Here is a 25,924-nt window from a genome sequence, read left to right as displayed (position 1 = left end):
CCCGTTCAGGCGTCCAGCGCGGCGCGGATGTCTCGGATGAAGGCCGCCGCCTGGATCGCGACATTATCCCTTGTCTGGGACTCGATCAGCTGGACGAGGGCCGAACCGATCACCACCGCGTCCGCATGGCGCGCCACGGCTGCGGCGGTCGCCCCGTCGCGGATGCCGAATCCGACGCCCAGCGGGATGCTCACATGCTTGCGCAGGCGGGGCATCGCGTCGGCCACGGCGCCGGTGTCCAGGTGGCCGGCGCCGGTCACGCCCTTGAGGGAGACGTAGTAGACATAGCCGCTGGCAAGCTGCCCGATCCGCGCGACGCGCTCGTCGGTCGAGGTCGGCGCCAGCAGGAAGATGGGGTCCAGGCCTTGCGCCTTCAGCGCGGCGGCGAATTCCTCGGACTCCTCGGGCGGGTAGTCGACGACCAGCACGCCGTCGACGCCGGCGGCCTTGGCCTCGGTGACGAAGCGCTCCAGGCCGAAACGCTCCACCGGATTGGCGTAGCCCATCAGCACGACCGGGGTCGCGTCGTCCTGGCGGCGGAAGTCGCGCACGATCTCCAGGACGTGCGTCAGCGTGATGCCCTTGGCCAGCGCGCGTTCACTGGCCTTCTGGATCACCGGACCGTCGGCCATCGGATCGGAGAACGGGACGCCGAGCTCGATCACGTCGGCGCCGGCCTTGGCCATCGCCAGCATCAACTCGACGGTCACGTCCGCGTACGGATCGCCGGCGGTGACGTAGGGGATCAGCGCCTTGCGGCCTTCGGCGCCGAGGCGGGCGAAGGTGGCTTGGATGCGGCTCATTGCGCACCTCCCTTCACGGCGTGGCCGGCCATCGAGGGCCGGTCGAAGTACTCGGCGCCGGACAGGTCGGCGACGGTGCCGATGTCCTTGTCGCCGCGGCCGGACAGGTTGACCAGCAGGTGCTGGTCGGGACCCATCGTCGGCGCCAGCTTCATCGCATGCGCCAACGCATGGCTGGACTCCAGCGCGGGAATGATGCCTTCGGTGCGACACAGCCTGTGGAAGGCGGCGAGCGCCTCCGCGTCGGAAGCGACGACATACTCGGCTCGGCCCGTGTCCTTCAGGTAGGCGTGCTCCGGCCCGACGCCCGGGTAGTCCAGGCCGGCGGAGATCGAGTGCGTCTCGATGATCTGTCCCGCGTCGTCCTGCAGCAGGTAGGTGCGGTTGCCGTGCAGCACGCCCGGCGACCCCGCCGTCAGCGTGGCGGCATGCTTGCCGGTGTCGACGCCCTGCCCCGCGGGCTCGACGCCGATCAGCCGGACGCCCTGGTGCGGGATGTAGGGATAGAAGATCCCGATCGAGTTGCTGCCGCCGCCGACGCAGGCGATGACGGCATCGGGCTGCCTGCCGGTCATCTCGGGCATCTGCACGAGGCACTCGTCGCCGATGACGCGCTGGAAGTCGCGGACCATCATCGGATACGGATGCGGGCCGGCCACGGTGCCGATGATGTAGAAGGTCGACTCGATGTTGGTGACCCAGTCGCGCATCGCTTCGTTGAGCGCGTCCTTGAGCGTCTTCGAGCCGGATTCCACCGGCACGACGCGCGCGCCCAGCAGGTTCATCCGGTACACGTTGGGCGACTGGCGCTTCACGTCCTCGGACCCCATGTACACCACGCACTCCATGCCGTAGCGGGCGCAGATCGTCGCGGTCGCGACGCCGTGCTGGCCGGCGCCGGTCTCGGCGATGACGCGCTTCTTGCCCATGCGGCGGGCCAGCAGCGCCTGGCCGATGGTGTTGTTGACCTTGTGCGCGCCGGTGTGGTTCAGGTCCTCGCGCTTGAGGAAGATCTGCGCGCCGCCGAGCTCGCTGCTCAGCCGCCTCGCGTGATAGATCGGGCTCGGCCGGCCGACGAAGTGCGCCAGCTCGTACTGGAACTCGCGGATGAACTCCGGGTCCTGGCTGTAGCGGGCGTAGGCCTCGTTCAGCTCATCCAGCGCGTGGATCAGCGTCTCGGCGACGAAACGGCCACCGTAGTAACCGTGGGAGTTCGCGGTGGACACAGGGCCGAAGCGACCTTGCGCGTCGGGCTGCGCGTAGCCTTCGAGCGGGCCCGTGACGAACGGGATCGCGGACGAGGTCGCGGATGGATTCAAAGTCTTGGACATGAGGGGTCCTCAATGAGGAGGCCCGCGCGGGAATCCGCAAGGATCGCTGGAAGCGACCGGAAGCAGGGATTCAAGCCGACTTCAGGCGGTCGGCCTCGCGCACGGCATCGCAGAACTGGCGGATCTTGCCGGCGTCCTTGAGGCCCTTCGAGGCCTCCACGCCGGAACTGACGTCAACGGCCCAGGGCCGCACCTTCAGCACGCCATCGATCACGTTGGCTGCACTCAACCCACCAGACAAAACGACCGGAGAGGGAACGCTTGGAGGCAGCAGTGACCAATCGAAGACCTTTCCGCCTCCACCGTAGCCGTCGACGAAGGCGTCGAGCAGCACGGCCTGGGCGCGGGAGAACCGAGACGCGAAGTCTAGCAAATCGAAGCCCGGCGCCATCCGTGCCGCGCGCAGATAGGGACGCGACCAGCGATCGCAGTCCTCGGGCGTTTCGTCGCCGTGGAACTGCAGCGTCAATGTCGGGATCGCGGTCAGCGCCGCCTGGATCGACTCGGGCGATGCGTTCACGAAGAGCCCCACCGGCGTCACGAACGGCGGCAGGCGCCGCGCCAGTTCGGCGGCGCGCGCCAGGGTGACGGCGCGCGGGCTCTTCTCGTAGAAGACCAGCCCGATCGCGTCGGCGCCGGCCTCGACGGCGACGTCGACATCGGCTTCACGGGTCAGGCCACAGATCTTGATGCGGGTTCGGCTCATGAGCGTCAGGAGTGTCCGGACCGGCCGCTCAGGGCAGCCAATCCATGGGCGCCGTGTGGCGCGGCAGGTTCAGGTGATCGTCGTAGCTCGGGCCGACGAAGTACAGCCCGTCCGGCGGGAAGGTCGGCGCCGCGGCATCGCGGGAGCGCGCGGCCAGCACCTCGTCCATCCACGACGGCGGTTTCTGTCCGGCGCCCACGGCGACCAGGCAACCCATGATGTTGCGGATCATGTGGTGCAGGAAGGCGACGCCGTCGAACTCGAAGCGCCAGTACGGGCCGCGCCTGTGGATCTCGATGCCGCGCAGGATCTTGACCGGCGACGCGGCCTGGCACTCGGCGGAGCGGAAGGAGCTGAAGTCATGCTCGCCGACCAGCCGCGAGGCCGCATCGCGCATCGCGTCGCCGTCCAGCGGCCGGAAGGTCCAGCCGACGCCGCCGGCCTGGATCGACGGCCGCACGTTCGATTCCAGCAGCAGGTACCAGTAGCGGCGGCCGCGCGCCAGGTTGCGCGCGTGGAAGTCCTCGCCGGGGAATGCGGCCCACTGGACCGCGATGTCGCGCGGCAGGTAGCGGTTGACGCCGCGCACCCAAGAAAACACCTCGCGCGCCACCGGCGAGTCGAAGTGGACGACCTGGTTCAGGCCGTGCACGCCGGTATCGGTGCGGCCGGCGCAGATGGTACGGACCGGTTGCGCAATGAACTGCGCGAGCGCCGATTCGAGCGCGTCCTGGACGGTGCCGCCGCCAGGCTGGCTCTGCCAGCCCTTGTAGGCCTCGCCGCGGTAACTCACGCCCAGCGCCACGCGCATGCCGGTCTCCGGATCTCAGGGAAAAGTGAAGGCCAAAAAAAGCGAAGGCCAAAAGAAAAGGCGCTCGGCCAGGCCGAGCGCCTTGTCGTGAACCGCTCGCAGTTTAGCGAAGCTGGTCCAACATCTGCTGCGCGCGGGCGCGCATCGGACCGTCGGCCTTGCCGACCAGCTCCTGCAGCACGTCACGGGCACCTTCGGTGTCGCCGATCTGGCGGAACTCCTCGGCCAGCTCCAGCTGACGCTGCAGGGCCTCGTCGTCGTTCGGATCGATGCTGTCGAGGTCGACACCCAGGTCGTCCAGGCTCATGGTGTCCGGCGTCACCGGCTTGGAGTCCGGCGCGCTCAGGTCCGGCAGATCGACCGAGGTGATGTCCTCGATGTCGTTCGCGTTGGACTTTCCGCGACCGTCATGGCCGGCCGGCGTGTCGGCCGGCAGGTCCAGGTCGATGCTCGACAGGTCGAAGTCCAGCGACGACGAATCGTGCGCCGGCGTCGAGGCGGACGTGCCGCCCCCCAGGTCGTCCAGGTCGCCGAGGTCGAACTCGAGCTCGCGGGCGCTCGCCTGGGTCGGCGCCGCCGACGGCGTGCTCAGGTCCAGGTCCATGTTCATCGGCGCCTGGCTGGCGGACGACGGCAGTGCCTGCGTGGCGGCCATCGCCGGGGCCGGCGCCGGAGGCGAACCGAGGTCCAGGTCCAGATCCAGGTCCATCAGGCTGGACGGGCCGCTGTCGCGCGGGGCGGCTGCGGCAGCGGCGGCAGCAGTGGCCGCGGCGCGGGCCAGCGCACCGCCACCCGGATGGGCCATGCCGGTCGCGGGCAAGGTGCTCGCGTTCATCGGCTCAGGGCGCTCGTCGTCGTTCTCGAACATCGTCGGCGCACCGCCCGGCTGGTACAGCGGGTTCTCCGGATCGGCCTGACGGCCGAGTTCCTGGACCTTCGCCCAGTCCTCGCCCTGACCCCGGGTCTCGGCGTACAGCTGGACGGCCAGTTGCTCGAAGCCCTTGATGTCGCGGCGCTTGCCGTAGACCTCGAGCAGCTTCAGGCGGATGGCCAGACGTTCCGGATTGGCGCGCAGCGCCTCCTTCAGGATTTCCTCGGCCTGCAGGTCGCGGCCGTAGGCCAGGTAGACGTCGGCTTCAGCGACCGGGTCCACGTCGCCGATCGCATCGAGCTGGCTCAGCGAGTAGCTCATCGACGACTGGCCGGTCGTCGACGCGTCGCGCGTGTCGACGCGCTGACCACCGCTGTGGCCGAAGAACGAGTCCGGTGCCAGACGGCTTTCCGCGAACGCGGTCTCGGAACGCGAGGCCGCATCGCGGCGCGCACGCCAGCGGTTGTAGCCGATGCCGCCGGCGATCACGGCCAGGGCGGCCACCAGCGCGGGGAAGTAGTCGCTCAGCGAGTCGAGGAAGCCGGGCTCTTCCGGTGCGGGCTTCGGGGCCGGCACGGCGCGCGGCGCCGAGGCGGCGACCGGGACCGGGACCGAGGCCGGCGCCTCGGCCACGACGGCGGAGGCCGGCGCGGACGCGGCGGGCGCCTCCGACGCGGCCGGCACGTTCGCGGCGACGCTCACCGGCGGCACCACCGCCGGAGCGGGTGCGGGCGCCGGAGCGGGCGTGGGGGCCGGTGCCGGCGCGGGAGCCGGAGCAGCCGCAGTCGTCGTGGACGGCTTGGAGGCGGCCGTCGACAGCTTCTTCAGTTCCTCGACGTTGCGCGTCAGCTCGGCGACTCTGGCGGCCGAATCCTTCTTCTCGGTGTCCTTCGACACCTTGGATTCGGCGCCGGACACGCCGCTGGGCTTGCTCAGCGTCAGCTTGTCGGGGGCGGTCGAGGTCGCGGGCTTGCGGTCTTCCACGGACGCCTGCACGGAGCCCTTGGCCTGACGGCTGTTCTCTTCCGCCTTCAGCGCGGGCGCGCCTTCGGCCAGACGCTGGCGATAACCGCCGAAGTCGTTGCTCTGCGCCTGGATGACGCGGCGCGCCTCCTGCGGCGTGATCGACTGGACCGCGTCGCTGCCCGGCACCGACAGGACGGAGCCCGACTTCAGCCGGTTCATGTTCTGGTTGATGAACGCGTCCGGATTGCTGCGATACAGGCCGACCAGCATCTGGTCCAGCGACACGCCGGACGGCTGGGTGCGACCCGCGATGCGCGACAGCGTGTCGCCGGGCTGGACGGTGTAGTCGGAACCGGGCGTGGCCGGCGACGGCGCGGCGGCCGACGGGGCCGGACGCGGTGCGCGTGCTGTGGCGGGGGCCGGCGGCTGGCTCACCGGCGTGGCGGGTGCGGACGCCGTCGGCGTCTGCGTGCGGGCCACCGGCGGCGGAGCGACGACGGTCGGCGTCGACGCCGGGGCCGAGATCACCGGGGACGTGGTGGGTTCGCTCGAACGGGCGACGTTGTTGCTCGGCGGATCGAACAGCAGCGTGAATTCGCGGGTCAGACGGCCGCTCGACCAGTTCACCTCGAGGATGACGTCGACGAACGGCTCCTGGACCGCGCGGTCGCTGCTCAGTCGCAGGTAGGGTCTGCCGTCGGCGCGACGGGCCAGTTGCACCTGCGTGCTGGCCAGCACCGCGTTGTAGTCCAGGCCGGAGGCCCGGTAGGACTCAGGCGGCGCGACGCGCAGCTTGAGCGAGCTGGCTTCCTCCGGCGTGAGGCTGCTGACGTCGATCTCCGCGCGCAGCGTTTCGCCGAGCGCCGACTGCACCGTCAGTTTTCCAAGCCCAAGGCCATAGGCGGAACCCGCCGCCAGTCCCAGCACGGTGACCGCGGCCACCTGGCTCAGCGCAAATCGCGCATATGCGCTCGCATGTTTTTTCAAGGCGTCCCCCAAAGCAACAAGGCGGCCCATCCGAAGGACCGCCTGTCTGACGTATTGTTGTTGTGCGACTGATGCGCCCGGGCAGGCTCCCAGCCATTCCCGCGGTAGAAAATCACAACGGTGGCAAGCATATACGCATCGTTGCTGAGGTAGCTCATGAATAACAGCGATGAGCCAGTCCTGATTCACAGGTCGTTACGGGCTTGTCGCTAGAAGGCAACGCGTCCGCCCCCTCGCAATCCCTGATCGGCATGGAAAAAAGCGGTGACGGCGTCACCGCTTTCAGCACACCGGTCGCCAGCCGGCGTTTCGTCGACGACGACCGGCGACGTGGGGATCAACGGTCCAGCAGGATGCGCAGCATCCGACGCAGCGGTTCGGCCGCGCCCCACAGCAACTGGTCACCGACGGTGAACGCGCCGACGTATTCCGGCCCCATGGCCAGCTTGCGGATGCGACCGACCGGGATCGTCATCGTGCCGGTGACCGCCACGGGGGTCAGGTCCTTGATCGTGGCCTCACGGGTGTTGGGCACGACCTTCACCCACTCGTTGTCCGCGGCGATCATGGCTTCGATCTCGTCCAGCGGCACGTCCTTGCGCAGCTTGAGGGTCAGCGCCTGCGAGTGGCAGCGCATCGCGCCCACGCGCACGCAGAAGCCGTCGACCGGGATGGCGGCGGTGCCGAAGCCCTCGCCCTGGCCGAGGATCTTGTTGGTCTCGGCCATGCCCTTCCACTCTTCCTTGGAGGTGCCGTTGCCCAGGTCCCTGTCGATCCAGGGGATCAGCGAGCCGCCCAGCGGCACGCCGAAGTTGGCGATCTCGTCGGCCGACAGCGAACGCTGCTTGGCGATGACCTTGCGGTCGATCTCCAGGATGGCGCTCTTGGGGTCGTCCAGCAGTGCCTTCACTTCCGCGTTCAGCGTACCGTACTGGGTGAGCAGCTCGCGCATGTGCTGCGCGCCGCCGCCGGACGCGGCCTGGTAGGTCTGCGTGGACATCCACTCGACCAGGCCCGCCTTGTACAGCGCACCCACGCCCATCAGCATGCAGCTGACGGTGCAGTTGCCGCCGACCCAGTCACGGCCGCCCTTGGACAGCGCGTTCTTGATGACCGGCATGTTGACCGGGTCCAGCACGATCACGGCGTTGTCGGCCATGCGCAGCGTGGAGGCGGCGTCGATCCAGTGGCCGTTCCATCCCGCGGCGCGCAGCTTGGGATAGACCTCGGCGGTGTAGTCGCCGCCCTGGCAGGTGATGATGATCTCGCAGCGCTTGAGCTGCTCGAGGTCGAAGGCGTTCTGCAGCGCCGTCTCGTTCTTCGCGAACGACGGGGCCGTGCCGCCGGCGTTCGAGGTGCTGAAGAACAGCGGCTCGATCAGATCGAAATCGCGCTCCTGCGCCATGCGGTCCATCAGCACCGAGCCGACCATGCCGCGCCATCCCACCAAACCAACCAATGTCGTCATTTGCGTACCTTCGTTCATTGAAAGGCCCGGCACAGCTGGCCGGGCATCGCCCAAACACCGTCACACACCCTGGGAGCCTGCCCGGCTCGCTTCGCCGGGTGTGTGAGGTGGGGCGAGACGAACCGGAGCGGACTAGCTCTTGATGGTTTTGGTCGTCGTGGTAATGGCGGTCGCGCCCATGCCTTTGCCCGAAGCAACGGCAGAAATGGCGGCGACGACGGCATCACCCATCTCGCGGGTGCTCACCTTCTGGGTGCCCTCGCTCCAGATGTCCGCGGTACGCAGACCCTGGGCCAGCACGGCTTGAACCGCCGACTCGATGCGAGCGGCGGCTTCGGGCTGGTTGAGGGAGAACTTGAGCATCATGGCAGCGGAAAGGATTGTAGCCAGCGGATTGGCGATTCCCTTGCCGGCGATGTCCGGCGCGCTGCCGTGGCTGGGTTCGTAGAGCCCCTTGTTGTTCTTGTCCAACGAGGCGCTGGGCAGCATGCCGATGGAGCCGGTCAGCATCGCCGCCTCGTCCGACAGGATGTCACCGAACATGTTGCCGGTGACGACGACGTCGAACTTCTTGGGCGCCTTGACCAGCTGCATCGCGGCGTTGTCGACGTACATGTGGTCGAGTTCGACGTCCGGATAGTCCTTGTGGACCTCGGTGACGACGTCCTTCCAGAACTGGAAGGTCTCCAGCACGTTGGCCTTGTCGACGGAGGTGACCTTCTTGCTGCGCTTGCGCGCGGCCTGGAAGGCGACGTGGGCGATGCGCTCGATCTCGGGGCGCGAATAGCGCATCGTGTCGAAGGCTTCCTCGCTGCCGGGGAAGTGGCCGTCGACGGCGGTGCGGCGGCCGCGCGGCTGGCCGAAGTAGATGTCGCCGGTGAGCTCGCGGATGATCAGGATGTCCAGGCCGGCGACCAGCTCGGGCTTGAGGCTCGACGCATGGGTCAGCTGCTCGTAGCAGATCGCGGGGCGGAAGTTGGCGAACAGGCCGAGCGCCTTGCGCAGGCCGAGGATGGCCTGCTCCGGGCGCAGCGCGCGTTCGAGCTTGTCGTACTTCCAGTCGCCGACGGCGCCGAACAGCACCGCGTCCGCGTCCTGCGCGAGCTTGAGCGTGGCCTCGGGCAGCGGATGGCCGGAGGCTTCGTAGGCGGCGCCACCGACGGGCGCGGTCTCGAGTTCGAACGGGAGTTCGAGCACGTTGAGGACCTTGACGGCCTCCGCGACGATTTCGGTGCCGATGCCGTCACCAGGCAGGACTGCGATCTTCATAAGGTCCTCAGCGAGTAATTCGGTTGTTCAGCCACGGCTTGGTGGCGATGCGTTCGGCTTCGAAAGCCTTGATCTTGTCGGCGTGGCGCAGCGTCAGCGCGATGTCGTCGAAGCCGTTGAGCAGGCAGTACTTGCGGAACGGCTGGACGTCGAAGGGCAGTTCCTCGCCGTCGGCCTTGACGACGACCTGGCGCTCCAGGTCGACCGTCAGTTGATAGCCCGGGAAGGCGAAGACTTCGTCGAACAGGCGCGCGACCTGGCTCTCCGGCAGCACGATCGGCAGCACGCCGTTCTTGAAGGTGTTGTTGAAGAAGATGTCGGCAAAGCTCGGCGCGATCAGCGCGCGGAACCCGTACTGCTGCAACGCCCAGGGCGCGTGCTCGCGGCTGGAGCCGCAGCCGAAGTTGCTGCGCGCGATCAGCACCGACGCACCCTGATAACGCGGCTGGTTCAGCACGAAATCCGGGTTGGGCTTGCGGCTGGCCGGATCCTGACCCGGCTCGCCGTGATCGAGGTAGCGCCACTCGTCGAAGAGATTCGGGCCGAAGCCGCTGCGCTTGATCGACTTCAGGAATTGCTTGGGGATGATCGCGTCGGTATCGACGTTCTCGCGATCCATCGGGGCCACGAGGCCCTTGTGCACGGTGAACTTGTCCATGTCTCGTTCCTCGATCTTCAGGCGATGCGACGCACGTCGACGAAGTGGCCTTCCATCGCGGCGGCGGCGGCCATCGCGGGGCTCACCAGGTGGGTGCGGCCGCCGGCGCCCTGCCGGCCCTCGAAATTGCGGTTGCTGGTGGAGGCGCAGCGCTCGCCCGGCTCCAGCCGGTCGGCGTTCATCGCCAGGCACATCGAGCAGCCGGGCTCGCGCCATTCGAAGCCGGCGGCCTTGAAGATCTGGTCCAGGCCCTCAGCCTCGGCCTGCGCCTTCACCAGGCCGGAGCCCGGCACCACCATCGCCAGCTTGACGTTGCCGGCGACGCGGCCGCCCAGGCGCTTCACGACGGCCGCGGCCTCGCGCATGTCCTCGATGCGGCTGTTGGTGCAGCTGCCGATGAACACCTTGTCGATGCGGATGTCGTTGATCGCCTTGTTGGGCTCCAGCGCCATGTACTGCAGCGCGCGCTCGATGGCGCCGCGCTTGACGGCGTCCTTCTCCTTGTCGGGATCGGGCACGCGATCGTCGATGGACAGGACCATCTCGGGCGAGGTGCCCCAGGTGACCTGCGGGCGGATCTGCGCGGCGTCGAGCTCGACGACTGCATCGAACTTCGCGCCGGCGTCGGTGTGCAGCGTGCGCCAGTACTGGACGGCCTGGTCCCATTCGACGCCGGTGGGCGTGAACGGACGACCCTTGACGTACTGCAGCGTCGTCTCGTCGACGGCGATCAGGCCGGCGCGCGCCCCCGCCTCGATCGCCATGTTGCAGACGGTCATGCGGCCTTCCATCGACAGCGCGCGGATGGCGCTGCCGGCGAACTCGATCGTGTAGCCGGTGCCGCCGGCGGTGCCGATGCGGCCGATGATCGCCAGCACGATGTCCTTGGCGCCGACGCCGGGCATGACCTGACCCTCGACCTTGATCAGCAGGTTCTTGGCCTTCTTGGCCAGCAGGGTCTGCGTGGCCAGCACGTGTTCGACCTCGGAGGTGCCGATGCCGTGCGCCAGCGCGCCGAAGGCGCCGTGCGTGGAGGTGTGGCTGTCGCCGCAGACGACGGTCATGCCGGGCAGCGTGGCGCCCTGCTCCGGGCCGATCACGTGGACGATGCCCTGGCGCTTGTCGTTCATCTTGAACTGCGTGATGCCGAAGCGGTCGCAGTTCTTGTCCAGCGTGTCGACCTGCAGGCGCGACACCGGATCGGCGATGCCCTGGCTGCGGTCGGTGGTGGGCACGTTGTGGTCGCTGACGGCCAGGTTCGCCGACAGGCGCCAGACCTTGCGGCCGGCCAGATCCAGGCCTTCGAAGGCCTGCGGGCTGGTGACCTCGTGGACGAGGTGGCGGTCGATGTAGAGGACGGAGGTGCCGTCGACCTCGGTGTGCACCACGTGCTCGTCCCAGAGCTTGTCGTAGAGGGTACGCGGCGAACCAGCGTGGGCGGCGTTGGAGATGTTGGCGGTCATGGGATGGCTCTCCATCACTTCAGGGAAAAGCTGCTCAATCGGCTGCGGACAGAACGGCTCACTTCGAGCCGGCCTTGGAAACGGGAATGGCCGGTGTGGTGGCGGCCCCTGCGGCGGCGGCCTCCTTGGCGGCCGGGCACAGCGCGTCGACGAAACGCTGGACGACGGTCGGCAGGCGCTCTTGGCGGGCCACCCCCAGAACATAGTCGCGCTGGGCCCAGGCTTCATCCAGCGTCAGGCGCTTCACGTCGAAGACCTGCGCGAAGCGGCGCGAGGGCGCGTCGGGCAGCACGGCGACACCCAGGCCGGCCTCGACCAGTTGCGCGATCGCGTCGAAGCCGCGCACCTGCAGCCGCGCCTTGAGCGTGCGGCCGCGGGTCATGGCTTCCTGCATCATCAGTTCCTGCGCCGCGGCGCCGCCGTGCAGGCCGACGAGGTCGTGGTCCAGCAGGTCGTCGAAGCTGACGGACTCGCGCCCGGCGAGCTCGTGACCGGCCGGCACCAGCACCGCGAGGCGGCCGGTGCGGTAGGACCAGGTCTGCAGCCGGTTGTCGAGCAGCGGCGTCGTGAAGACGCCGACATCGGCGCGGCCTTCGGCGACGGCCGCCTGCACCTCGGCGCTGGTCTGGTCCTCGAGGCTGATGCGGATCTGCGGATGGGCCTGCGAGAACGCGGCCAAGTCAGGCGGCAGCGCTTCCGCGATCGCGCCGGCGTTGGCGGCGATGCGCAGGTGGCCCTTGATGCCGCGGGCGAACTCGACGACCTCGCTCTCCAGCGCATGCAGCGAGGCATGCAGCGAGCGGATGTGGCGGACCAGCGCACGACAGGCCTCGGTGGGCTCGACGCCGCGGGCGCGGCGCTCGAACAGCTGCACCCCCAAGCGCGTCTCCAGGTCCGAGATCCGCTTGCTGGCCGCGGCCAGCGCCAGATGTTCGCGCTCGGCCCCGCGGGTGATGGATCGAGTCTGTTCGATCGCCAACACGAGGTTCAGGGTGGTGAGGTCGAGGCGCATGGTGTGGCGGCGGCTGGGTTGAACTGTAGCCTTCGCTCAGAGAGCAAGACTGCGGTCGTTCATGATAATCCCTTCGCCTGAAACGAAAGCTGGAAAATCTTCAGCGACGCCCGTTACCGTTGTTCGGCTTGTTTTGGTATTTCTCAGGTCCTATGGTGGTACTGCTTTGGTGCGATGTCGGGCCCATCGCGCGACAAGCGCCCATCCCAACACTTCCAGGAGACCTGCATGCATTTCCGTGCCCGATCCGCCGGCGCCGCCGCGCTGGCCACGTTGTCGACCGCCATGACCGCCGCGCTGGCCCCCAGCGCCGCCTTCGCCCATGGCGCGCCGGAGTTCCCGATCTCCCGCCAGTACAACTGCTACAAGAACCCGTCGCTGCCGGCCTGCCAGGCGGCGATCGCCTTCGGCGGCGAGCAGGCGATCTACGACTGGAACGGCGTCAACCAGGCCGCCGCCAACGGCAACCACAAGGCCGTGGTGCCCGACCTCAAGATCTGCGCCGGCGGACAGGAGAAGTTCAAGGGCTTCGACCTGGCGCGCGCGGACTGGCCGAGCACGGCCTACTCGCCGGGCGCCGACGGCAAGTACGAGTACCGCTACAACGCCACCGCGCCGCACCGCTCGCTGAACTGGACCTTCTTCATGACGCGCGACGGCTGGAATCCGACGACCTCGCCGCTGCGCTGGTCGGACCTGGAGCAGGTGCAGCAGCTCGGGCCGGACCAGATCGTCACCTCGGCGTCGGGCAAGACCTACACGATGAAACTGAGCCTGCCGCGTCGCACCGGCAAGCATCTGCTGTTCTCGGCCTGGCAACGGGCGGACAGCACCGAGGCGTTCTACGCCTGCTCGGACGTGGACTTCGGCGGCGGCACGACGCCGCCCGGCACGCCGTCGGGACTGAAGCAGATCGGCCAGGTGTCGGCGGCGCAGGATCTTCCGTCGGGCAGCCAGGTGAAGCTGCGCGTGTTCAACAGCGCGGGCAATGACCTGGAGACGATCCCGGTGGCGCTGACCGCCGCGACGGCCAAGGCCGCGTGGCTGGGGCAGCTCGCAACCAAGGTCAACCAGACCTCGGGATACGTGAAGGTCGGCACCCTGCAAGGCGGCAGCGTCGTCGTGCCGGGCGGCGCGACGGTGATGGACGTCTATCTGCAGAACGCCAACTCGGGTGCAAGCTACGCGCTGGACGTGATCCTGCCGACGCCGCCGACCACGCCGCCGGGTGCAACCCCGTGGGCCGAAGGATCGAGCTACACCGCCGGGCAGGTCGTGAGCTACCAGGGCAAGCAGTACCGCTGCCTGCAGGCGCACACCGCCTGGGCCGGCGCGGGCTGGAATCCGGCGGTGTCCGCGACGCTCTGGAAAGCCATCTGAACTGACAGCACCGAGCACCGGCAGAGGGTGCCGGGGGCACCGTGTCGTCAATCGCGTCGCATGCTCCGCATTCCTCCCCGGTGCCCCCGGCACCCTCTGCCGCGATGCGGCATGGTGCTCGGGTGAGTGCGCGAGTGAGGTCGTGGACTGCGGCGCGACGGATGGCGCGCCAGGGAGTCGGGGTCAGTCCTTGAGCCCCAGCAGCGACTTCCCCACCGCCTCGGCCACCTCGATGCCGTCGACCCCGGCGGACATGATCCCGCCGGCGTAGCCGGCGCCCTCGCCTGCCGGGTACAGGCCGCGGACGTTCAGGCTCTGGTAGTCCTTGCCCCGCGTGATGCGCAGCGGCGAGGACGTGCGCGTCTCCACGCCCGTCAGCACCGCGTCGTTCATCGCGAAGCCGCGGATCTGGCGGTCGAAGGCCGGCAGTGCCTCGCGGATCGCGTCGAGCGCGTACTTCGGCAGGCTGCCGTTGCCCTTCTGCTGCAGGTCGGTCATCGTGACGCCGGGCTTGTAGCTCGGCTCGACGCTGCCCAACGCCGTGCTGCGCTGGCGCTTGACGAAGTCCCCCACCAGCGCGGCCGGCGCCAGGTAGTTGCCTTCGCCGAGCTCGTACGCGCGCGACTCCCAGAAGCGCTGGAACGCGAAGCCGTCCAGCGGATTGACGGTGCTGCCGTCCTTCTTCCCATCCTGGCGGTAGTCCTCGGGCGTGACACCGACGACGATGCCCGCATTCGCGTTGCGCTCGTTGCGGGAGTACTGGCTCATGCCATTCGTGACGACGCGGTTCGGCTCGGAAGTCGCCGCGACCACGGTGCCGCCGGGGCACATGCAGAAGCTGTAGACCGAGCGGCCGTTGCCCGCGTGGTGGACCAGCTTGTAGTCGGCCGCGCCGAGGATCGGATGGCCCGCGTTCGGGCCGAAGCGGGCCTTGTCGATGATCGACTGCGGATGCTCGATGCGATAGCCGATGGAGAACGGCTTGGCCTCCATGTGGACGCCACGCTCGTGGAGCATCGTGAAGGTATCGCGCGCGCTGTGGCCGAGCGCGATGACGACGTGATCCGCGCGCAGTTGCTCGCCCGAGGCGAGCGTCACGCCGCGCACATGCTGCTGGCCGTCGGCGCCGGGCTCGATGAGCAGGTCGGTGACCTTCTGCTGGAAACGGATCTCGCCGCCGAGGCTTTCGATGTCCGCCCGCATCTTGATGATCATGCTCACCAGACGGAAGGTCCCGATGTGCGGCTTGCTGACGAAGAGGATTTCCTCGGGCGCGCCGGCCTTGACGAACTCGGTCAGGACCTTGCGCGTGAGGAAGCGCGGATCGGAGATCTGGCTGTAGAGCTTGCCGTCGGAGAAGGTGCCGGCGCCACCCTCGCCGAACTGGACGTTCGATTCGGGATCGAGCACGCTTTCGCGCCACAGGCCCCAGGTGTCCTTGGTGCGCTCGCGGACCTGCTTGCCGCGTTCGAGCACGATGGGCCGCAGGCCCATCTGCGCCAGGATCAGCGCGGCGAAGAGGCCGCAAGGGCCGAAGCCGATGACGATGGGACGGGGGCGTTCGCCGGCCTCACCGACGCCACCGGCGGCCGGGGCGAAGAAGTCGGCCGGCGCATGACCGGCGAACTGGTAGTCGGTGTCGGGCGAAGGCTTGATGTGCGTGTCGCCGGCGTGGCGCTGGAGCAGCGCGGCTTCAGCGGCGGCATCTCCCACCTCGCAGTCGATGGAATAGATCAGCACCATCGCGGTCTTCTTGCGGGCGTCGTAGCTGCGCTTGAAGACGGAGAAGGCGGTGAGCTGCGCGTCGGGGATGCCGAGCCGTTCGACGACGGCGGGGCGCAGCGCCTCCTCGGGGTGGTTGAGGGGCAGGCGGAGTTCGTTGATGCGGATCATGGCGATTGATCGGGCAGCGGCGCGAGGGTCAGGTCATGCGCTCAAGCCATGAGCCTCGCTGAAAACAAAACAGGCCCCGCCGGAAGGCATGGGCCTGTTGTCGGATCGATGGGGAGAGGCTCCCCGCGACCTCAACCCGAGTGCGGACGCTTGCCCGGGTTCTTCTTCGAGCGGGTGTGCGAACCGCGCTCGAGGCTGCTCTTCTGGCCGCGATGCGACGTGACGGTCACGCCGTTCGGTGCGACGGGACGGGGGAAGCCTTGCGATCGGCTTCGGTGATGATCTTGTTGCCCATGTTGGCTCCGGTAAATGAACTGAAAAACACCTGCCCGAAGTCACAGACTCGCCGGCCTCGGACCCGAATGGGCGACCGGTTGCCTGGAGCAGCGTCGGAAATACGGTGAAGGGCGGGAGTTTACACGCGTCGGAGGGCCGCCATGCCCCCGGTCACATTCCGAGCGAATCCCGGCGGGACAGCGGCCCCACGCCGGGAAGGCGGACATACTCGAGCAATCCGAGCGATCGCGCCACATGGAGCAGCGCGCCCACGCCCATCACGAGTGCCAGTCCCCAGCTGAGCAATACCATCGACAGCCCGAAGACCAACCCTTCGAGAGAGGTGGACGCCCGGAGTTCTGCCTCTCGGTAGGTCATTACCAGCAGGCCGTGGCCGAAGAACCAGAAGGCCGGGGTCATCGCGAGGCACAGCAGCGCCTTCACTGCACGGGCGACAGGGTGGTCGGACTCGTCCAGGCGCCACAGCCGTTGGCCCAGGAGCGCTACCAGCATGCTCGGCCCGCCAAGCCACAGCGCACGCATGAACAGCGTCTCCAGCGATGCCGGGGTCAACAGTGCGTGGACAACGCGGCCGACGGAGCGCCTAACCTCGTGTATCTCAAGAGCGCCGGTCCATCGCGGCGGTGGCAGGTCGGGAAGGACGACACCCGCCACCATCGCCACGCCGGCCAGGATCCAGCAGCAGCGTTTCAGGCGGGCATAGCTGGTCTCGTTGTCGCGGCGATCCCAGTGGTCGAACCAGGGCAGCAGCAGCGCCACGCACGCCGGCAGCAGGCCCGCGCTGAAGGAGATCGCTCCCCAGCCCTTCAGATGGACCAGCGCTGTGCGCCCGAGCAGAATGAAGACATGGCCGCTCACCAGTCCCAGGGCCGCCCAGAGGCTCCATACGATCGCCAGCACCAAGGCGGTCATGCGCCAGATGAGGGACACCGAATTCGGACGATAAGGTGGGGGTGGGGACGCCTCCGCCACGCGAGTCGAACCTGCCTGCGCGAGCCGGTACTGGTGTTCCGGCAGTGGACGGGTAGGTTCGAACGGCAAGAGCTCGTGCTGCGAGGACATGGTGGACGCGGACTATGCCGGAACACCTCCGCGTCGAAGCTCCCCCAACAGAGTGATGTTGTTCGGCAGTGCCCGAGGACAGCCCCTGTCAACCATCCCCCTCGCGCCCGTTGACCGTCGAGCGGGTCGTCGCGACGATGATCCGCATTCGGCCAGGGCGGCGTCCGAGGTGCCGCCCAGCCGCACCACAGAGGGAGAAACCATGTCATTTCCGTCCCGATCCGCAGTCGCCCAGGCCGTCCTGGTGACGGCGGCGGTCGCCACGCTCTTGGGCTGCTCCACCATCCCGCGGCAGTCCGGCGGCTCGCCGGTCGAGCAGCAGGCGCCTGCCGACGTCCGGCCCACGTCGCCGGTCGCCACGTCGCCCGCACCCAACTATGCGCCACCGGCCCCCGCGCCCGTCGCGGAGCAGCGTCAGCGCATCGGGGTCGCGGCCCCGGCGTACGCGCCCCAATGGACGCCGCCACCGCCGGTCTCGACGGCCAAGTACACCGCCTTCTCCGACGACCCCTGGCAGCGCGCCACCGCACAACCGGTCTCCACCTTCAGCGCCAGCGTCGATACCGGCAGCTATGCCAACGTCCGCCGCTTCATCAACCGTGGTCAACTGCCGCCGCCGGACGCGGTGCGGGTCGAGGAACTGGTCAACTACTTCGGCTTCGACGCCCCCGGCCCCGAGGCCGGCGAGCGCGATCCGTTCAAGGTCCGCGCGCAGGTCCTGGCTTCCCCCTGGAACGCCGAGCGCGGCCTGATCCGCATCACCATCAAGGGCAAGGACATCGCGAAGGCGAGCCTGCCGCCAGCGAACCTGGTGTTCCTGGTCGACATCTCGGGCTCGATGGGTCCCGAGGACCGGCTGCCGCTGGTGAAGTCGGCGTTGAAGCTGCTGACCGGACAACTCCGCCCGGTCGACCGGGTGAGCCTGGTCACCTACGCGAGCGGTACGCGCGTCGCGCTGCCGCCGACGCCCGGCGATCGGAAGACGGCCATCAACGACGCGATCGACCAGTTGCGCGCCGGCGGCGGCACCTACGGCGAAGGCGGCCTGAAGCTCGCCTACGCGCAGGCGCGCGACTCCTTCATCCCGGAAGGCATCAACCGCGTGCTGCTGGCCACCGACGGCGACCTGAACGTCGGCGAGACCAACCAGGAGACGCTCAAGAAGATGATCGAGGGCGAGCGCAAGAGCGGTGTCACGCTGACGGCGCTGGGCGTGGGCCAGTCCAACTTCAACGAAGCGCTGATGAAGAAGCTGGCCGACACCGGCAACGGCAGCTACCACTACCTGGATTCGCTGCAGGAAGCGCACAAGGTGCTGGTCAACGAGATGACCTCCACGCTGGCGACGATCGCGCAGGACCTGAAGCTGCAGGTGGAATTCAACCCGGCGACGGTGCAGGAGTACCGGTTGATCGGCTACGAGCTGCACGCGCTCAAGCGCGAGGACTTCAACAACGACAAGGTGGACGCGGGCGACATCGGCGCCGGCCATCAGGTCACGGCCCTGTACGAGTTCGTGCCGGCGGGCGCCAAAGGCAGCGTCGATCCGCTGCGCTACGGCAACGAGGCCAAGGCGGCGAAGGAATCGCCGCGCGTCGGAAAGAACGGCGAACTGGCGTGGATCAAGCTGCGGTACAAGCCGCCGGGCCAGGAGACGAGCCAGCTGGTGGAACTGCCGGTCGTGAAGCCGGCGGCGATGCCGGCGCTGGCCGCGCAGGACGCCGACACGCGCTTCTCGGTGGCGGTGGCCGCCTGGGGTCAGTGGTTGCGGGGCAGCACGCTGATCGGCGACTACGGTCCGGAGCAGTTCGTCCCGCTCGCCCGCGGTGCGCGCGGCGAGGACCGGTACGGCCACCGCGCGGAGTTCGCCAGACTGGCCGAGCTGTCGGCCAGCCTGAAGCGCTGAGGCTTACTCGATGGCGTGACCGCCGGCGTCCAGCGCCGGCGGGCGCATCAGGTCCACATCCACGCCCATCGCTTCGCTGGCGCGCTCGACGGCCTGCCAGAGCTCGGCCGGCATCTGCAGGATCTCTTCCGGCGAGCTGGCTCTCGCGATCCACGCATCGATCTCCTGGTGCTGCGCCGCGGTGATCAGGTCCAGGTTCAACATCTCGTCGATCGTCTTCACTGCACTTCCTTCTTGTGATGCCGGCGGCAGGCATCGACACCTGCACCCTGGAGCGGACTGCGTCGGCCCTGCGACCACGCGCCTCGACGCCGGCCGATCAATAGTATGCGGGACGATTCCCTCCGGAATCATGTCGTGTCCGTCATCGGCATGGCCGCCCTTCCTACAGACGCCCGCCGCCGCGTCGCCTACTGTGGTGGGATGAAGCCGAGCGCCCCCTCCCCCGACCGAGAGCCGACCTCCCCCGACGAGGACACCGTCCCCCTGCTCCTGCGCGGCTTCTCCGTCGTGCACGGCGCGCTGGCGCTGCTCTTCACCGCGATGGCGCTGCTGCTGCTCGCCATCGCCGCGAAGGAAGCCTGGACGGCGCTGCACCTCGACTGGAACGACGAGGCCGCGCAACTCGTCATCGAGGCGATGGGCGTGCTCGCCGCCGCGGTGGTGGCGCTGCAGATCGCGCAGACGATCACCGAGGAGGAAGTCATCCGCACGGCCCACATCAGCGCGCCGACGCGGGTGCGGCGCTTCCTGTCGCGGTTCATGGTGGTCATCGTCGTCGCGCTCGCCATCGAGGCGCTGGTCGCCACCTTCCGCGCCGCGCATTCGGACTCGACGCTGTTGCTGCATGCCGCGGCGATGGTGTTCGCGGTGGGCGCACTGCTCACCGGCTGGGGGCTGTTCATCCATCTGAACCGCTCCGCCGAGGAGCTCGAGCCCGAGGCCATGCAGGAGGCGAAGCGTGAGGATCAAAAGCTGAAGTGAGGCAATTCCGCCGTACGGCGCGGGACAGATCCGACCTCGCTTGAGACCGCCTCAGCCCGGACCTCCCGGATCCAAGTCTGTCCCCCACTGATCCCAGGCATCGGATCTTCGACTTTCACTGAAGTCGGTCATGGCGCGAGCGGCCGTCATTCGCGACGATAGGTCCCAGGCGTTCGAAGCGCCTGCAAGGAAGCGGCGGGCCGCCTCGATAGCGCGGCCACTGTCGTCCCCGAACCCTGCGTGTTCATCGGGCGAGATGGGCCTCTCCGCGAGGACGGCCACACGGCGCTTCCCAACGTGTTTCGACATCTCGCCCACCCGATCGCGCGGATCCACCCCATCCTTCCCGTGGGCACCCTGCTGACCCGTCGGGAAGGTCACCATGACCTGCCTGACCGATGCTGAACTCCCCTACCGCTCCGCGCCGCCTGACGACCGTCGGCCTCCCCGCCCATGAAGCGCCGACCCGAGGTGTTTCGTGCTGAACCGCCAGATCACGACGCGCGCCGCCTTCGACGGCCTCTGCGAACGCGTCCACCTGCTGCAGCAGCACCTGGAAGTCATGCGCCCCGACGACGCCACCTCCCGGCAGGCCCATGACCATGCGGTGATCGTCCAGGTGCTCGAGGAACTGGACGTCCTGCTGCGCGTCGTCGCCCTGGCCGGCTTCGAGGAGCAGCTCTATCGCTGGGCCATCCCGCGGCAGGACCTCAAGTCATGACCCCCAGCGTCCGATGACCGCTCAATCGTTCTCGAACGGCAGCGTGTCCAGGAAGTCCTGCGCCTCGACCTTGCGCGCCACCAGACGCGCGCAGCCCTTCAGGCGCGAGAGGTCCTCGGACCGCAGGGCCGGATTCGGCTGGAGACTGAAGCAGCACACCGTGCCGAAGACACGGCCGTCCGACAGCACGACCGGCGTGCTCAGGTGCGCGCCGATGGGCACCGGCGTCGGCGGAAGCTTGAGCTCGGCGGCCACGGCGGCGGCGTTGGTCATCAATTCCGGCGCGCGGCCCTCGACGATGCGCTGGCAGTAGCTCTGCTCCAGCGGCGCCGAATCACCGATCCGCACGTCGATCTCCGACTCGCCGTCGACGAAACGGAACACGCGCTCCCCGTCCTGGAACTCCGAGACAAACACGACGTCCATGTTGAGCTGCTCGCGCAGCCCCTCAGCACGCTGGTGATCCGCGCATCGAGTTCCGGATCGAATCCGTCCGCGGTGGCGGCGAGCAGTTCGGAAATAGCGACTTCGAGGGAATGGGCAGTGAACGGACGGTCGTACATCGGGCTGAAACGGCTGGGACCGCGGCTGAAACCGCGGCCGAAAAAGCGGACGGGCTGGACTGAAAGAACATGCTACCGAAGCTCGGCCCGGCGCACGGCACGAGTGGTCGAAAAAGTTACAGCTTGTAGGAATTCCCTAGCCCGCATGAGCCAGGCGGTACAGCCCCACATCCACCCGCCCGGAGCGGAAACCGGCTTCGCAGTAGCACAGGTAGTACTCCCACAAGCGCTTGAACGGCAGGTCGAATCCCTGCGCTTCGATGGCCGGCCATTCGGCGAGGAAGCGGCGGCGCCACTCGACCAGCGTGGCCGCGTAGCCTTGTCCGAAACGCGTCTGCGTCGAGAAGCCGAGCCCCGCCTTGCGGGCCTCCTCGGCCATCCGCTCGGGCGTCGGCAGCATGCCGCCCGGGAAGATGCAGCGCTGGATGAAGTCCGGATTCGCGCGGTAGCGCTCGAAATGCTGCTCGTCGATCGTGATCGCCTGCAACAGGGCCAGACCACCGGGCTGGAGCCGGTCCCGCAGCGTCGAGAAATAGACCGGCCAGTAGGCCTCACCCACCGCCTCGATCATCTCGATCGACACGATCCGGTCGAAACGTCCCTCGACGTCGCGATAGTCCTGCAGCCGCAGGTCGACCTGGTCGGCCACGCCCCATTGCTCGGCGCGCGCCTGCGCGAAGCGAAGCTGCTCGGTCGACAGCGTCAGGCCGACGACCTCCACGCCGCAACGCTTGGCCAGCGTCGCCGCGAGCGTGCCCCAGCCGCAGCCGATCTCCAGCACACGCTGTCCCGCGCGCAGGTCCAGCAACTCGATGATGCGATCGAGCCGCCGCGCCTGGGCCCGCTCCAGCGAATCGACGTCGATGTCGATGGCCGCTCGACGCGAGTCCCCGCTGGCACCGGCGCGCCGCTCGTCGCGCGCCCCTTCGGGCTGCGCCTCGCGCTGGTCGCGGTGCAGATCGTCGCGCGAGTCGTCCTGCCGGTCGTCCTGCGGATCGTCGTACAGCGCGCTCGAATACAGCATGCTGTCGTCCAGCCACCGCTCGTAGAAGCGGTTGCCGAGGTCGTAGTGCGCGGCGATGTTGTGCCGGCTGCCGCTGCGCGTGTTGGCGTTCGCGCGATGCAGCAGACGGGAGATCCAGCGCGCCGGTCCGCGCGTCTCGGCGACGCTGCCCAGCGCGGCTTCGTTGGCGATCCCGAACGACAGCAGCGCCGTCAGGTCGGACGTGCTCCAGTCGCCGTCCCGATACGAGAACGCCAATCCCAGGTCGCCCTGCAGCAGCAGCCGCAGCGCGGGTCGCCAGCGATGCAGATGCAGCGCCGCGGAGGGGCCGGGATACGGGCCGATGGCTTCGACACAGCGTCCATCGGGCAGCGTCAGCGCCAGTCGCCCCTGCTGGATGCGCGACAGCAGGCGACGCAAGGTCTCGTGGCGCGCGCCGAGCCGGTCGCCGCCCAGGATCGCGGGGGTGATCTCGAGGACCGCGGGCGCGGTCATGAACGAGCTCTCTTCATGCATGCGAGGTCGCCTTGGAGGGGTCGGCTGGTGGGGCCGTCTGTGTCGTGTGGGCCGTGTGGGCCGGCTCAGGTCGGGTCGGTCCGCTGGAACGGACGATGGTCATCGGATGCTGCGGGGCGGCGGGCCGCTGATGCAGTCGAGCGCCTTTGAGCCAGAGCCGCAGCGCCTCCCAATGGATGCCGACCACCACCTTGAGCGTCAGCAACGGGTGCGTCACGAGCAGCCGCAGCAGTGCGCCGTCGCTCAACGGCGCACGGGCCGCGTCGAGTCGGGCGTTGAGGATTGCCGCGCTGACGTCGCCCCCGTCGCTGCCTCCATCGCCGCTGGTGTCGCCGCCGGTATCGCCGCCGTTCTCGTGAACGCTGACCCCGATTGAGAGCCGCTCGCGCGGCGGCGCTATCCTGAAGCGGTACTCCAGGGCCATGCCGAGGAACGGCGACACGTACAGCTGCTTGCCGCTGCGCTGTTCGACGACGGCGGCCTCGCGCTGCGACTCGTCGACCTCGATCAGGTAGCTGTGCCGCTCGCCGAAGGTGTTGTTGACCTCGTAGACGATCGCGCGCAGCGGGCCGTGCGGTGCGTGGCAGAACCAGACGCTCAACGGATTGAAGGCATAACCGAGCAGCCGCGGCATCGCCAGCAGCCGGATCGCGCCGCCGATCGGCAGGCCGGCCAGCGCGAGGCGTGCGTCGATGTGGGCGCGCAGACCGGGAACATCGGTGGCCGTGCCGTCGCCATGATCCGACGGCCGGAAGCTGAAGAGATTGAAGCGCCCCACCGAAAACCAGCGCAGCCGCGCGTGCAGCGCGGGCAGTTCATCGAGGTCGAGCAGCAGCGTGAACATCCGGTACTGCAACCGGTGCTTCAGCGGCCGCAAGCGCTGGTGCATCACCTGCCCGCGATAGATCGCCGAGTGCAGGTCCGCGTCCGGCCGCCTGCTCATGCGGCCACCGTCCGCGGCAGGTGGATGCGATCGGACTCGCCGGCGACGGTCCACGGCCGGCGCACGCCGCCGAGCGCCTCGGCCACCGCGAGCCCGGCCTGCAGGCCGTCCTCATGGAATCCGGAGCCGAAGTACGCGCCGCAGAACCAGGTGCGCTGCTGGCCCTGCAGGGACCAGAGCTCGCGCTGCGCCGCGATCGCGCCGGCGTCGAAGCGGGGATGCTCGTAGACGTCGGTGCGGATCAGGTGCTCGGGCTTGGGCGCCACCGACGGGTTCAGCGACACGAACAGCGGCGACGCGCCGCGGCCTTGCGGCAGATGCGGCTGCAGCCGGTTCATCCAGTAGGTCACCGTCGGCGGCAGCTGGAAGGTGTCGTCGCACTGCCCGGCGAGGTAGTTCCAGCTCGACCACACGGCACGGCGGCGCGGCATCAGCGCCGGATCGCGGTGCAGCACCGCGAGGTTGCGCGTATACGGGAACGCGCCGAGCAGCCGCTGCTCGGTCGCCGTCGGCGCCGTCAGCATGCGCAGCGACTGGTCGGCGTGCGTGGCCAGCACCACATGGTCGAAGGTCGGCGTCCACGCGCCGCGCCGCGTGCGCAGCCGCACGCCGCCGAGTTCGCGGGCGACGGCGATGACCGGCTCGTCACGGTGGAGGCGGTCCTCGAAACCCCGTGTCAGCCGCCGCACGTACTCGCGGCTGCCGCCGTCGACCGTCCGCCAGACCGGGCGGTCGGTGAGCTTCAGCAGCCCATGGTTCTCGCAGAAGCGCACGAACGCGCCCACCGGATAGCGCCCGATGTCCGCCGCCGCCGACGACCAGATCGCCGCGCCCATCGGGTACAGGTGGTCGTCGCGGAAGGCGCGGCCATAGCCGCGCGCCTCCAGGTAGTCCTCGAGCGCCAGGTCACCGCACTCGGCGGCGTCGCGGGGTGCCTCGCGGTAGAAGCGCATCAGGTCGCGCAGCATCCCCAGAAGCGCGGCCGGATCAGATTGCCGCGCTGGGCGAAGAGGCCGTTGAGGTCGGTGCCGGCGTATTCCAGCCCGCCGTCGTTCAGGCTGACCGCGAAGGACATGTCCGAGGCCTTCGTCGGCACGTCCAGGTGGCGGAACAACGCGCTTAGGTTGGGATAAGCGGGTTCGTTGTAGACGATGAAGCCGGTGTCCACCGGCACCTGCATCGGCCCGCAGGGGGCGTCGACCGTGTGGCTGTGGCCGCCGATGCGCCCGTCGGCCTCGAAGACCTGGACCTCGTGCCGCTGCGACAGCAGCCACGCGCAGGACAGCCCGGAGATCCCGGCACCGACGACCGCCACCCGCAACCGGCGTCCTTCCTCGAGGAGCGGCATCGGCAGGCTGGGTCGGTCGGCGGGGCGGTCCATGGGCGCGTCCTGGTTCTTGGCGGTCAGTGGCTCTCTGGCGCTTCTACGCGGGCGCCCGCGTTTTGGATTCCTCCGCCGTGAAGGAATCCCCGCCGCCCGGGCGAGGGTCGCCCGCGTGGTAGCCGACCCCGAGTCGAGCGATGATCCGGAACGTCGTCCGCCGCGTAAGAGCGTCCATGGGCACCCTGCGACGCGACGAACCGACCTCGGCCCCGGCCCTCCCGCCGGGCGCCGGGCCCGTGTCCGCCCTGTCCTTGAACGACGCGTCGACGCCAGCGCCCCGGCGCCCGTCCTCGCCGAAAGCCCGCCACTTGAAGATCGTCCCGATCGATCCCGACCGCAGCGCGCCGCCCACCCCGCCCGGGGACGACTGGCCGGCGCTGATGCAGCGCGTGGCCGAACTGCAGGACCGCGACGCCTTCGGCCGGCTGTTCGCCTACTTCGCGCCGCGGGTGAAGAGCTACCTGATCCGCACCGGCAGCACCGACGGCGCCGCCGAGGACTTGGCGCAGGACGCGCTGGTGATGGTCTGGCGCAAGGCGGCGCTGTTCGATGCGAAGCAGGCGGCGGTCTCGACCTGGATCTTCACGATCGCGCGCCGGCTGCGCATCGACGCCGCGCGGCGCCATCTGCTGGACGGTGCCGGCGACGAGTGTTTCGAATTCGACCGGCTCGAGGCCGATCAGCCCGGTGTCGCCGAACACGCCGACGCGACACGGCTGTCCCGCCGCGTGCGGGAGGCGCTCACCCGTCTCCCGCCCGAGCAGGCGCAGGTGTTGCGCCTGTCCTTCTACGACGACGAACCGCATGCCCGCATCGCGGCCGAGCTCGGCCTGCCGCTGGGCACCGTCAAGTCCCGGATCCGGCTGGCCGTGGCGCACCTGCGCCGGCTGATCGACCTGTGATGTCCCGACCCCTGCTGCCCTCCCC

Annotated in this window: 23 protein-coding genes; 5 read left to right on the top strand and 18 right to left on the bottom strand. The window is 68.8% G+C overall.

Features of this window, described 5'->3' with window-relative positions:
• Positions 1–5 precede the first annotated feature (5 nt).
• The 10 genes from trpA to ACQ859_RS15455 form a co-directional block, all read right to left on the bottom strand.
• Positions 6–803 (bottom strand): tryptophan synthase subunit alpha, encoded by a 798-nt coding sequence (gene trpA, locus ACQ859_RS15500; RefSeq protein ID WP_431261701.1) that lies wholly within the window; start codon positions 801–803, stop codon positions 6–8.
• Positions 800–2,134, bottom strand: a complete 1,335-nt coding sequence (trpB, locus tag ACQ859_RS15495) for a tryptophan synthase subunit beta (protein ID WP_431261700.1) — start codon at positions 2,132–2,134, stop codon at positions 800–802. Before trpB ends, trpA begins: the two co-directional genes overlap by 4 nt.
• 70 nt (positions 2,135–2,204) lie before the next feature.
• Positions 2,205–2,840: a phosphoribosylanthranilate isomerase gene (locus ACQ859_RS15490; RefSeq protein ID WP_431261699.1), complete on the bottom strand. Its 636-nt coding sequence runs from the start codon at positions 2,838–2,840 to the stop codon at positions 2,205–2,207.
• A 28-nt stretch (positions 2,841–2,868) separates the two neighbouring features.
• Positions 2,869–3,651, bottom strand: a complete 783-nt coding sequence (gene truA, locus ACQ859_RS15485; RefSeq protein ID WP_431261698.1) for a tRNA pseudouridine(38-40) synthase TruA — start codon at positions 3,649–3,651, stop codon at positions 2,869–2,871.
• A gap of 103 nt (positions 3,652–3,754) precedes the next feature.
• Positions 3,755–6,430 carry a FimV/HubP family polar landmark protein gene (locus tag ACQ859_RS15480; RefSeq protein ID WP_431261697.1) on the bottom strand — a complete coding sequence of 892 codons (2,676 nt, stop codon included), beginning with the start codon at positions 6,428–6,430 and terminating at the stop codon, positions 3,755–3,757.
• Positions 6,431–6,812: 382 nt separating this feature from the next.
• Positions 6,813–7,943 (bottom strand): aspartate-semialdehyde dehydrogenase, encoded by a 1,131-nt coding sequence (gene asd, locus ACQ859_RS15475; RefSeq protein WP_431261696.1) that lies wholly within the window; start codon positions 7,941–7,943, stop codon positions 6,813–6,815.
• Between the two features lie 132 nt (positions 7,944–8,075).
• Positions 8,076–9,212 (bottom strand): 3-isopropylmalate dehydrogenase, encoded by a 1,137-nt coding sequence (leuB, locus tag ACQ859_RS15470; protein ID WP_431261695.1) that lies wholly within the window; start codon positions 9,210–9,212, stop codon positions 8,076–8,078.
• A gap of 7 nt (positions 9,213–9,219) precedes the next feature.
• Positions 9,220–9,870 (bottom strand): 3-isopropylmalate dehydratase small subunit, encoded by a 651-nt coding sequence (gene leuD / locus ACQ859_RS15465; RefSeq protein ID WP_088407364.1) that lies wholly within the window; start codon positions 9,868–9,870, stop codon positions 9,220–9,222.
• A 17-nt stretch (positions 9,871–9,887) separates the two neighbouring features.
• Entirely contained in the window at positions 9,888–11,333 is a 1,446-nt protein-coding gene (leuC, locus tag ACQ859_RS15460) for a 3-isopropylmalate dehydratase large subunit (RefSeq protein WP_431261694.1), read from the bottom strand.
• Between the two features lie 58 nt (positions 11,334–11,391).
• Positions 11,392–12,345, bottom strand: coding sequence for a LysR family transcriptional regulator (locus ACQ859_RS15455; RefSeq protein WP_431261693.1), 954 nt, complete (start codon positions 12,343–12,345; stop codon positions 11,392–11,394).
• 228 nt (positions 12,346–12,573) lie between these two features.
• Here ACQ859_RS15455 and ACQ859_RS15450 point away from each other — a divergent pair, with 228 nt between their 5' ends.
• Positions 12,574–13,725 carry a lytic polysaccharide monooxygenase gene (locus tag ACQ859_RS15450; protein ID WP_431261692.1) on the top strand — a complete coding sequence of 384 codons (1,152 nt, stop codon included), beginning with the start codon at positions 12,574–12,576 and terminating at the stop codon, positions 13,723–13,725.
• A gap of 183 nt (positions 13,726–13,908) precedes the next feature.
• Here the strand turns inward: ACQ859_RS15450 and ACQ859_RS15445 are convergent, their stop codons facing one another.
• Entirely contained in the window at positions 13,909–15,618 is a 1,710-nt protein-coding gene (locus tag ACQ859_RS15445; protein WP_431261691.1) for an NAD(P)/FAD-dependent oxidoreductase, read from the bottom strand.
• Between the two features lie 447 nt (positions 15,619–16,065).
• Positions 16,066–16,827 carry a hypothetical protein gene (locus tag ACQ859_RS15440; RefSeq protein ID WP_431261690.1) on the bottom strand — a complete coding sequence of 254 codons (762 nt, stop codon included), beginning with the start codon at positions 16,825–16,827 and terminating at the stop codon, positions 16,066–16,068.
• Positions 16,828–17,179: 352 nt separating this feature from the next.
• Here ACQ859_RS15440 and ACQ859_RS15435 point away from each other — a divergent pair, with 352 nt between their 5' ends.
• Complete coding sequence (locus ACQ859_RS15435) at positions 17,180–18,883, top strand: vWA domain-containing protein (protein ID WP_431261689.1); 1,704 nt, start codon at positions 17,180–17,182, stop codon at positions 18,881–18,883.
• 3 nt (positions 18,884–18,886) lie between these two features.
• Here the strand turns inward: ACQ859_RS15435 and ACQ859_RS15430 are convergent, their stop codons facing one another.
• Entirely contained in the window at positions 18,887–19,105 is a 219-nt protein-coding gene (locus ACQ859_RS15430) for a hypothetical protein (protein ID WP_431261688.1), read from the bottom strand.
• A 321-nt stretch (positions 19,106–19,426) separates the two neighbouring features.
• Here ACQ859_RS15430 and ACQ859_RS15425 point away from each other — a divergent pair, with 321 nt between their 5' ends.
• Positions 19,427–19,867 carry a hypothetical protein gene (locus ACQ859_RS15425; RefSeq protein WP_431266560.1) on the top strand — a complete coding sequence of 147 codons (441 nt, stop codon included), beginning with the start codon at positions 19,427–19,429 and terminating at the stop codon, positions 19,865–19,867.
• 478 nt (positions 19,868–20,345) lie between these two features.
• Positions 20,346–20,588, top strand: coding sequence for a hypothetical protein (locus ACQ859_RS15420; protein ID WP_431261687.1), 243 nt, complete (start codon positions 20,346–20,348; stop codon positions 20,586–20,588).
• 21 nt (positions 20,589–20,609) lie between these two features.
• On the opposite strand, the gene ACQ859_RS15415 is transcribed toward ACQ859_RS15420, so the two are convergent.
• The 5 genes from ACQ859_RS15415 to ACQ859_RS15395 form a co-directional block, all read right to left on the bottom strand.
• Positions 20,610–21,032 (bottom strand): GAF domain-containing protein, encoded by a 423-nt coding sequence (locus tag ACQ859_RS15415; protein WP_431266559.1) that lies wholly within the window; start codon positions 21,030–21,032, stop codon positions 20,610–20,612.
• Between the two features lie 255 nt (positions 21,033–21,287).
• Complete coding sequence (locus ACQ859_RS15410) at positions 21,288–22,649, bottom strand: class I SAM-dependent methyltransferase (protein ID WP_431261686.1); 1,362 nt, start codon at positions 22,647–22,649, stop codon at positions 21,288–21,290.
• A gap of 13 nt (positions 22,650–22,662) precedes the next feature.
• The gene (locus tag ACQ859_RS15405) at positions 22,663–23,613 is read right to left on the bottom strand and encodes a DUF1365 domain-containing protein (RefSeq protein WP_431261685.1); all 951 of its coding nucleotides are present in this window, start codon (positions 23,611–23,613) and stop codon (positions 22,663–22,665) included.
• Positions 23,610–24,581, bottom strand: a complete 972-nt coding sequence (locus ACQ859_RS15400; protein WP_431261684.1) for an NAD(P)/FAD-dependent oxidoreductase — start codon at positions 24,579–24,581, stop codon at positions 23,610–23,612. The genes ACQ859_RS15405 and ACQ859_RS15400 overlap by 4 nt, the downstream gene beginning before the upstream one ends.
• Positions 24,566–24,994, bottom strand: coding sequence for an FAD-dependent oxidoreductase (locus tag ACQ859_RS15395; protein ID WP_431261683.1), 429 nt, complete (start codon positions 24,992–24,994; stop codon positions 24,566–24,568). Before ACQ859_RS15395 ends, ACQ859_RS15400 begins: the two co-directional genes overlap by 16 nt.
• 311 nt (positions 24,995–25,305) lie before the next feature.
• On the opposite strand from ACQ859_RS15395, the gene ACQ859_RS15390 reads away from it, so the two are divergent.
• Positions 25,306–25,899 carry a sigma-70 family RNA polymerase sigma factor gene (locus ACQ859_RS15390; RefSeq protein ID WP_431261682.1) on the top strand — a complete coding sequence of 198 codons (594 nt, stop codon included), beginning with the start codon at positions 25,306–25,308 and terminating at the stop codon, positions 25,897–25,899.
• Positions 25,900–25,924 lie beyond the last annotated feature (25 nt).

This window comes from Roseateles chitinivorans (assembly GCF_050632235.1).
GTDB classification, from domain to species: Bacteria; Pseudomonadota; Gammaproteobacteria; order Burkholderiales; family Burkholderiaceae_C; genus Roseateles; species Roseateles chitinivorans_A.
The sequence above is the reverse complement of the archived record's forward strand: the minus strand, read 5'-3'. Positions and strand labels throughout refer to the sequence as shown.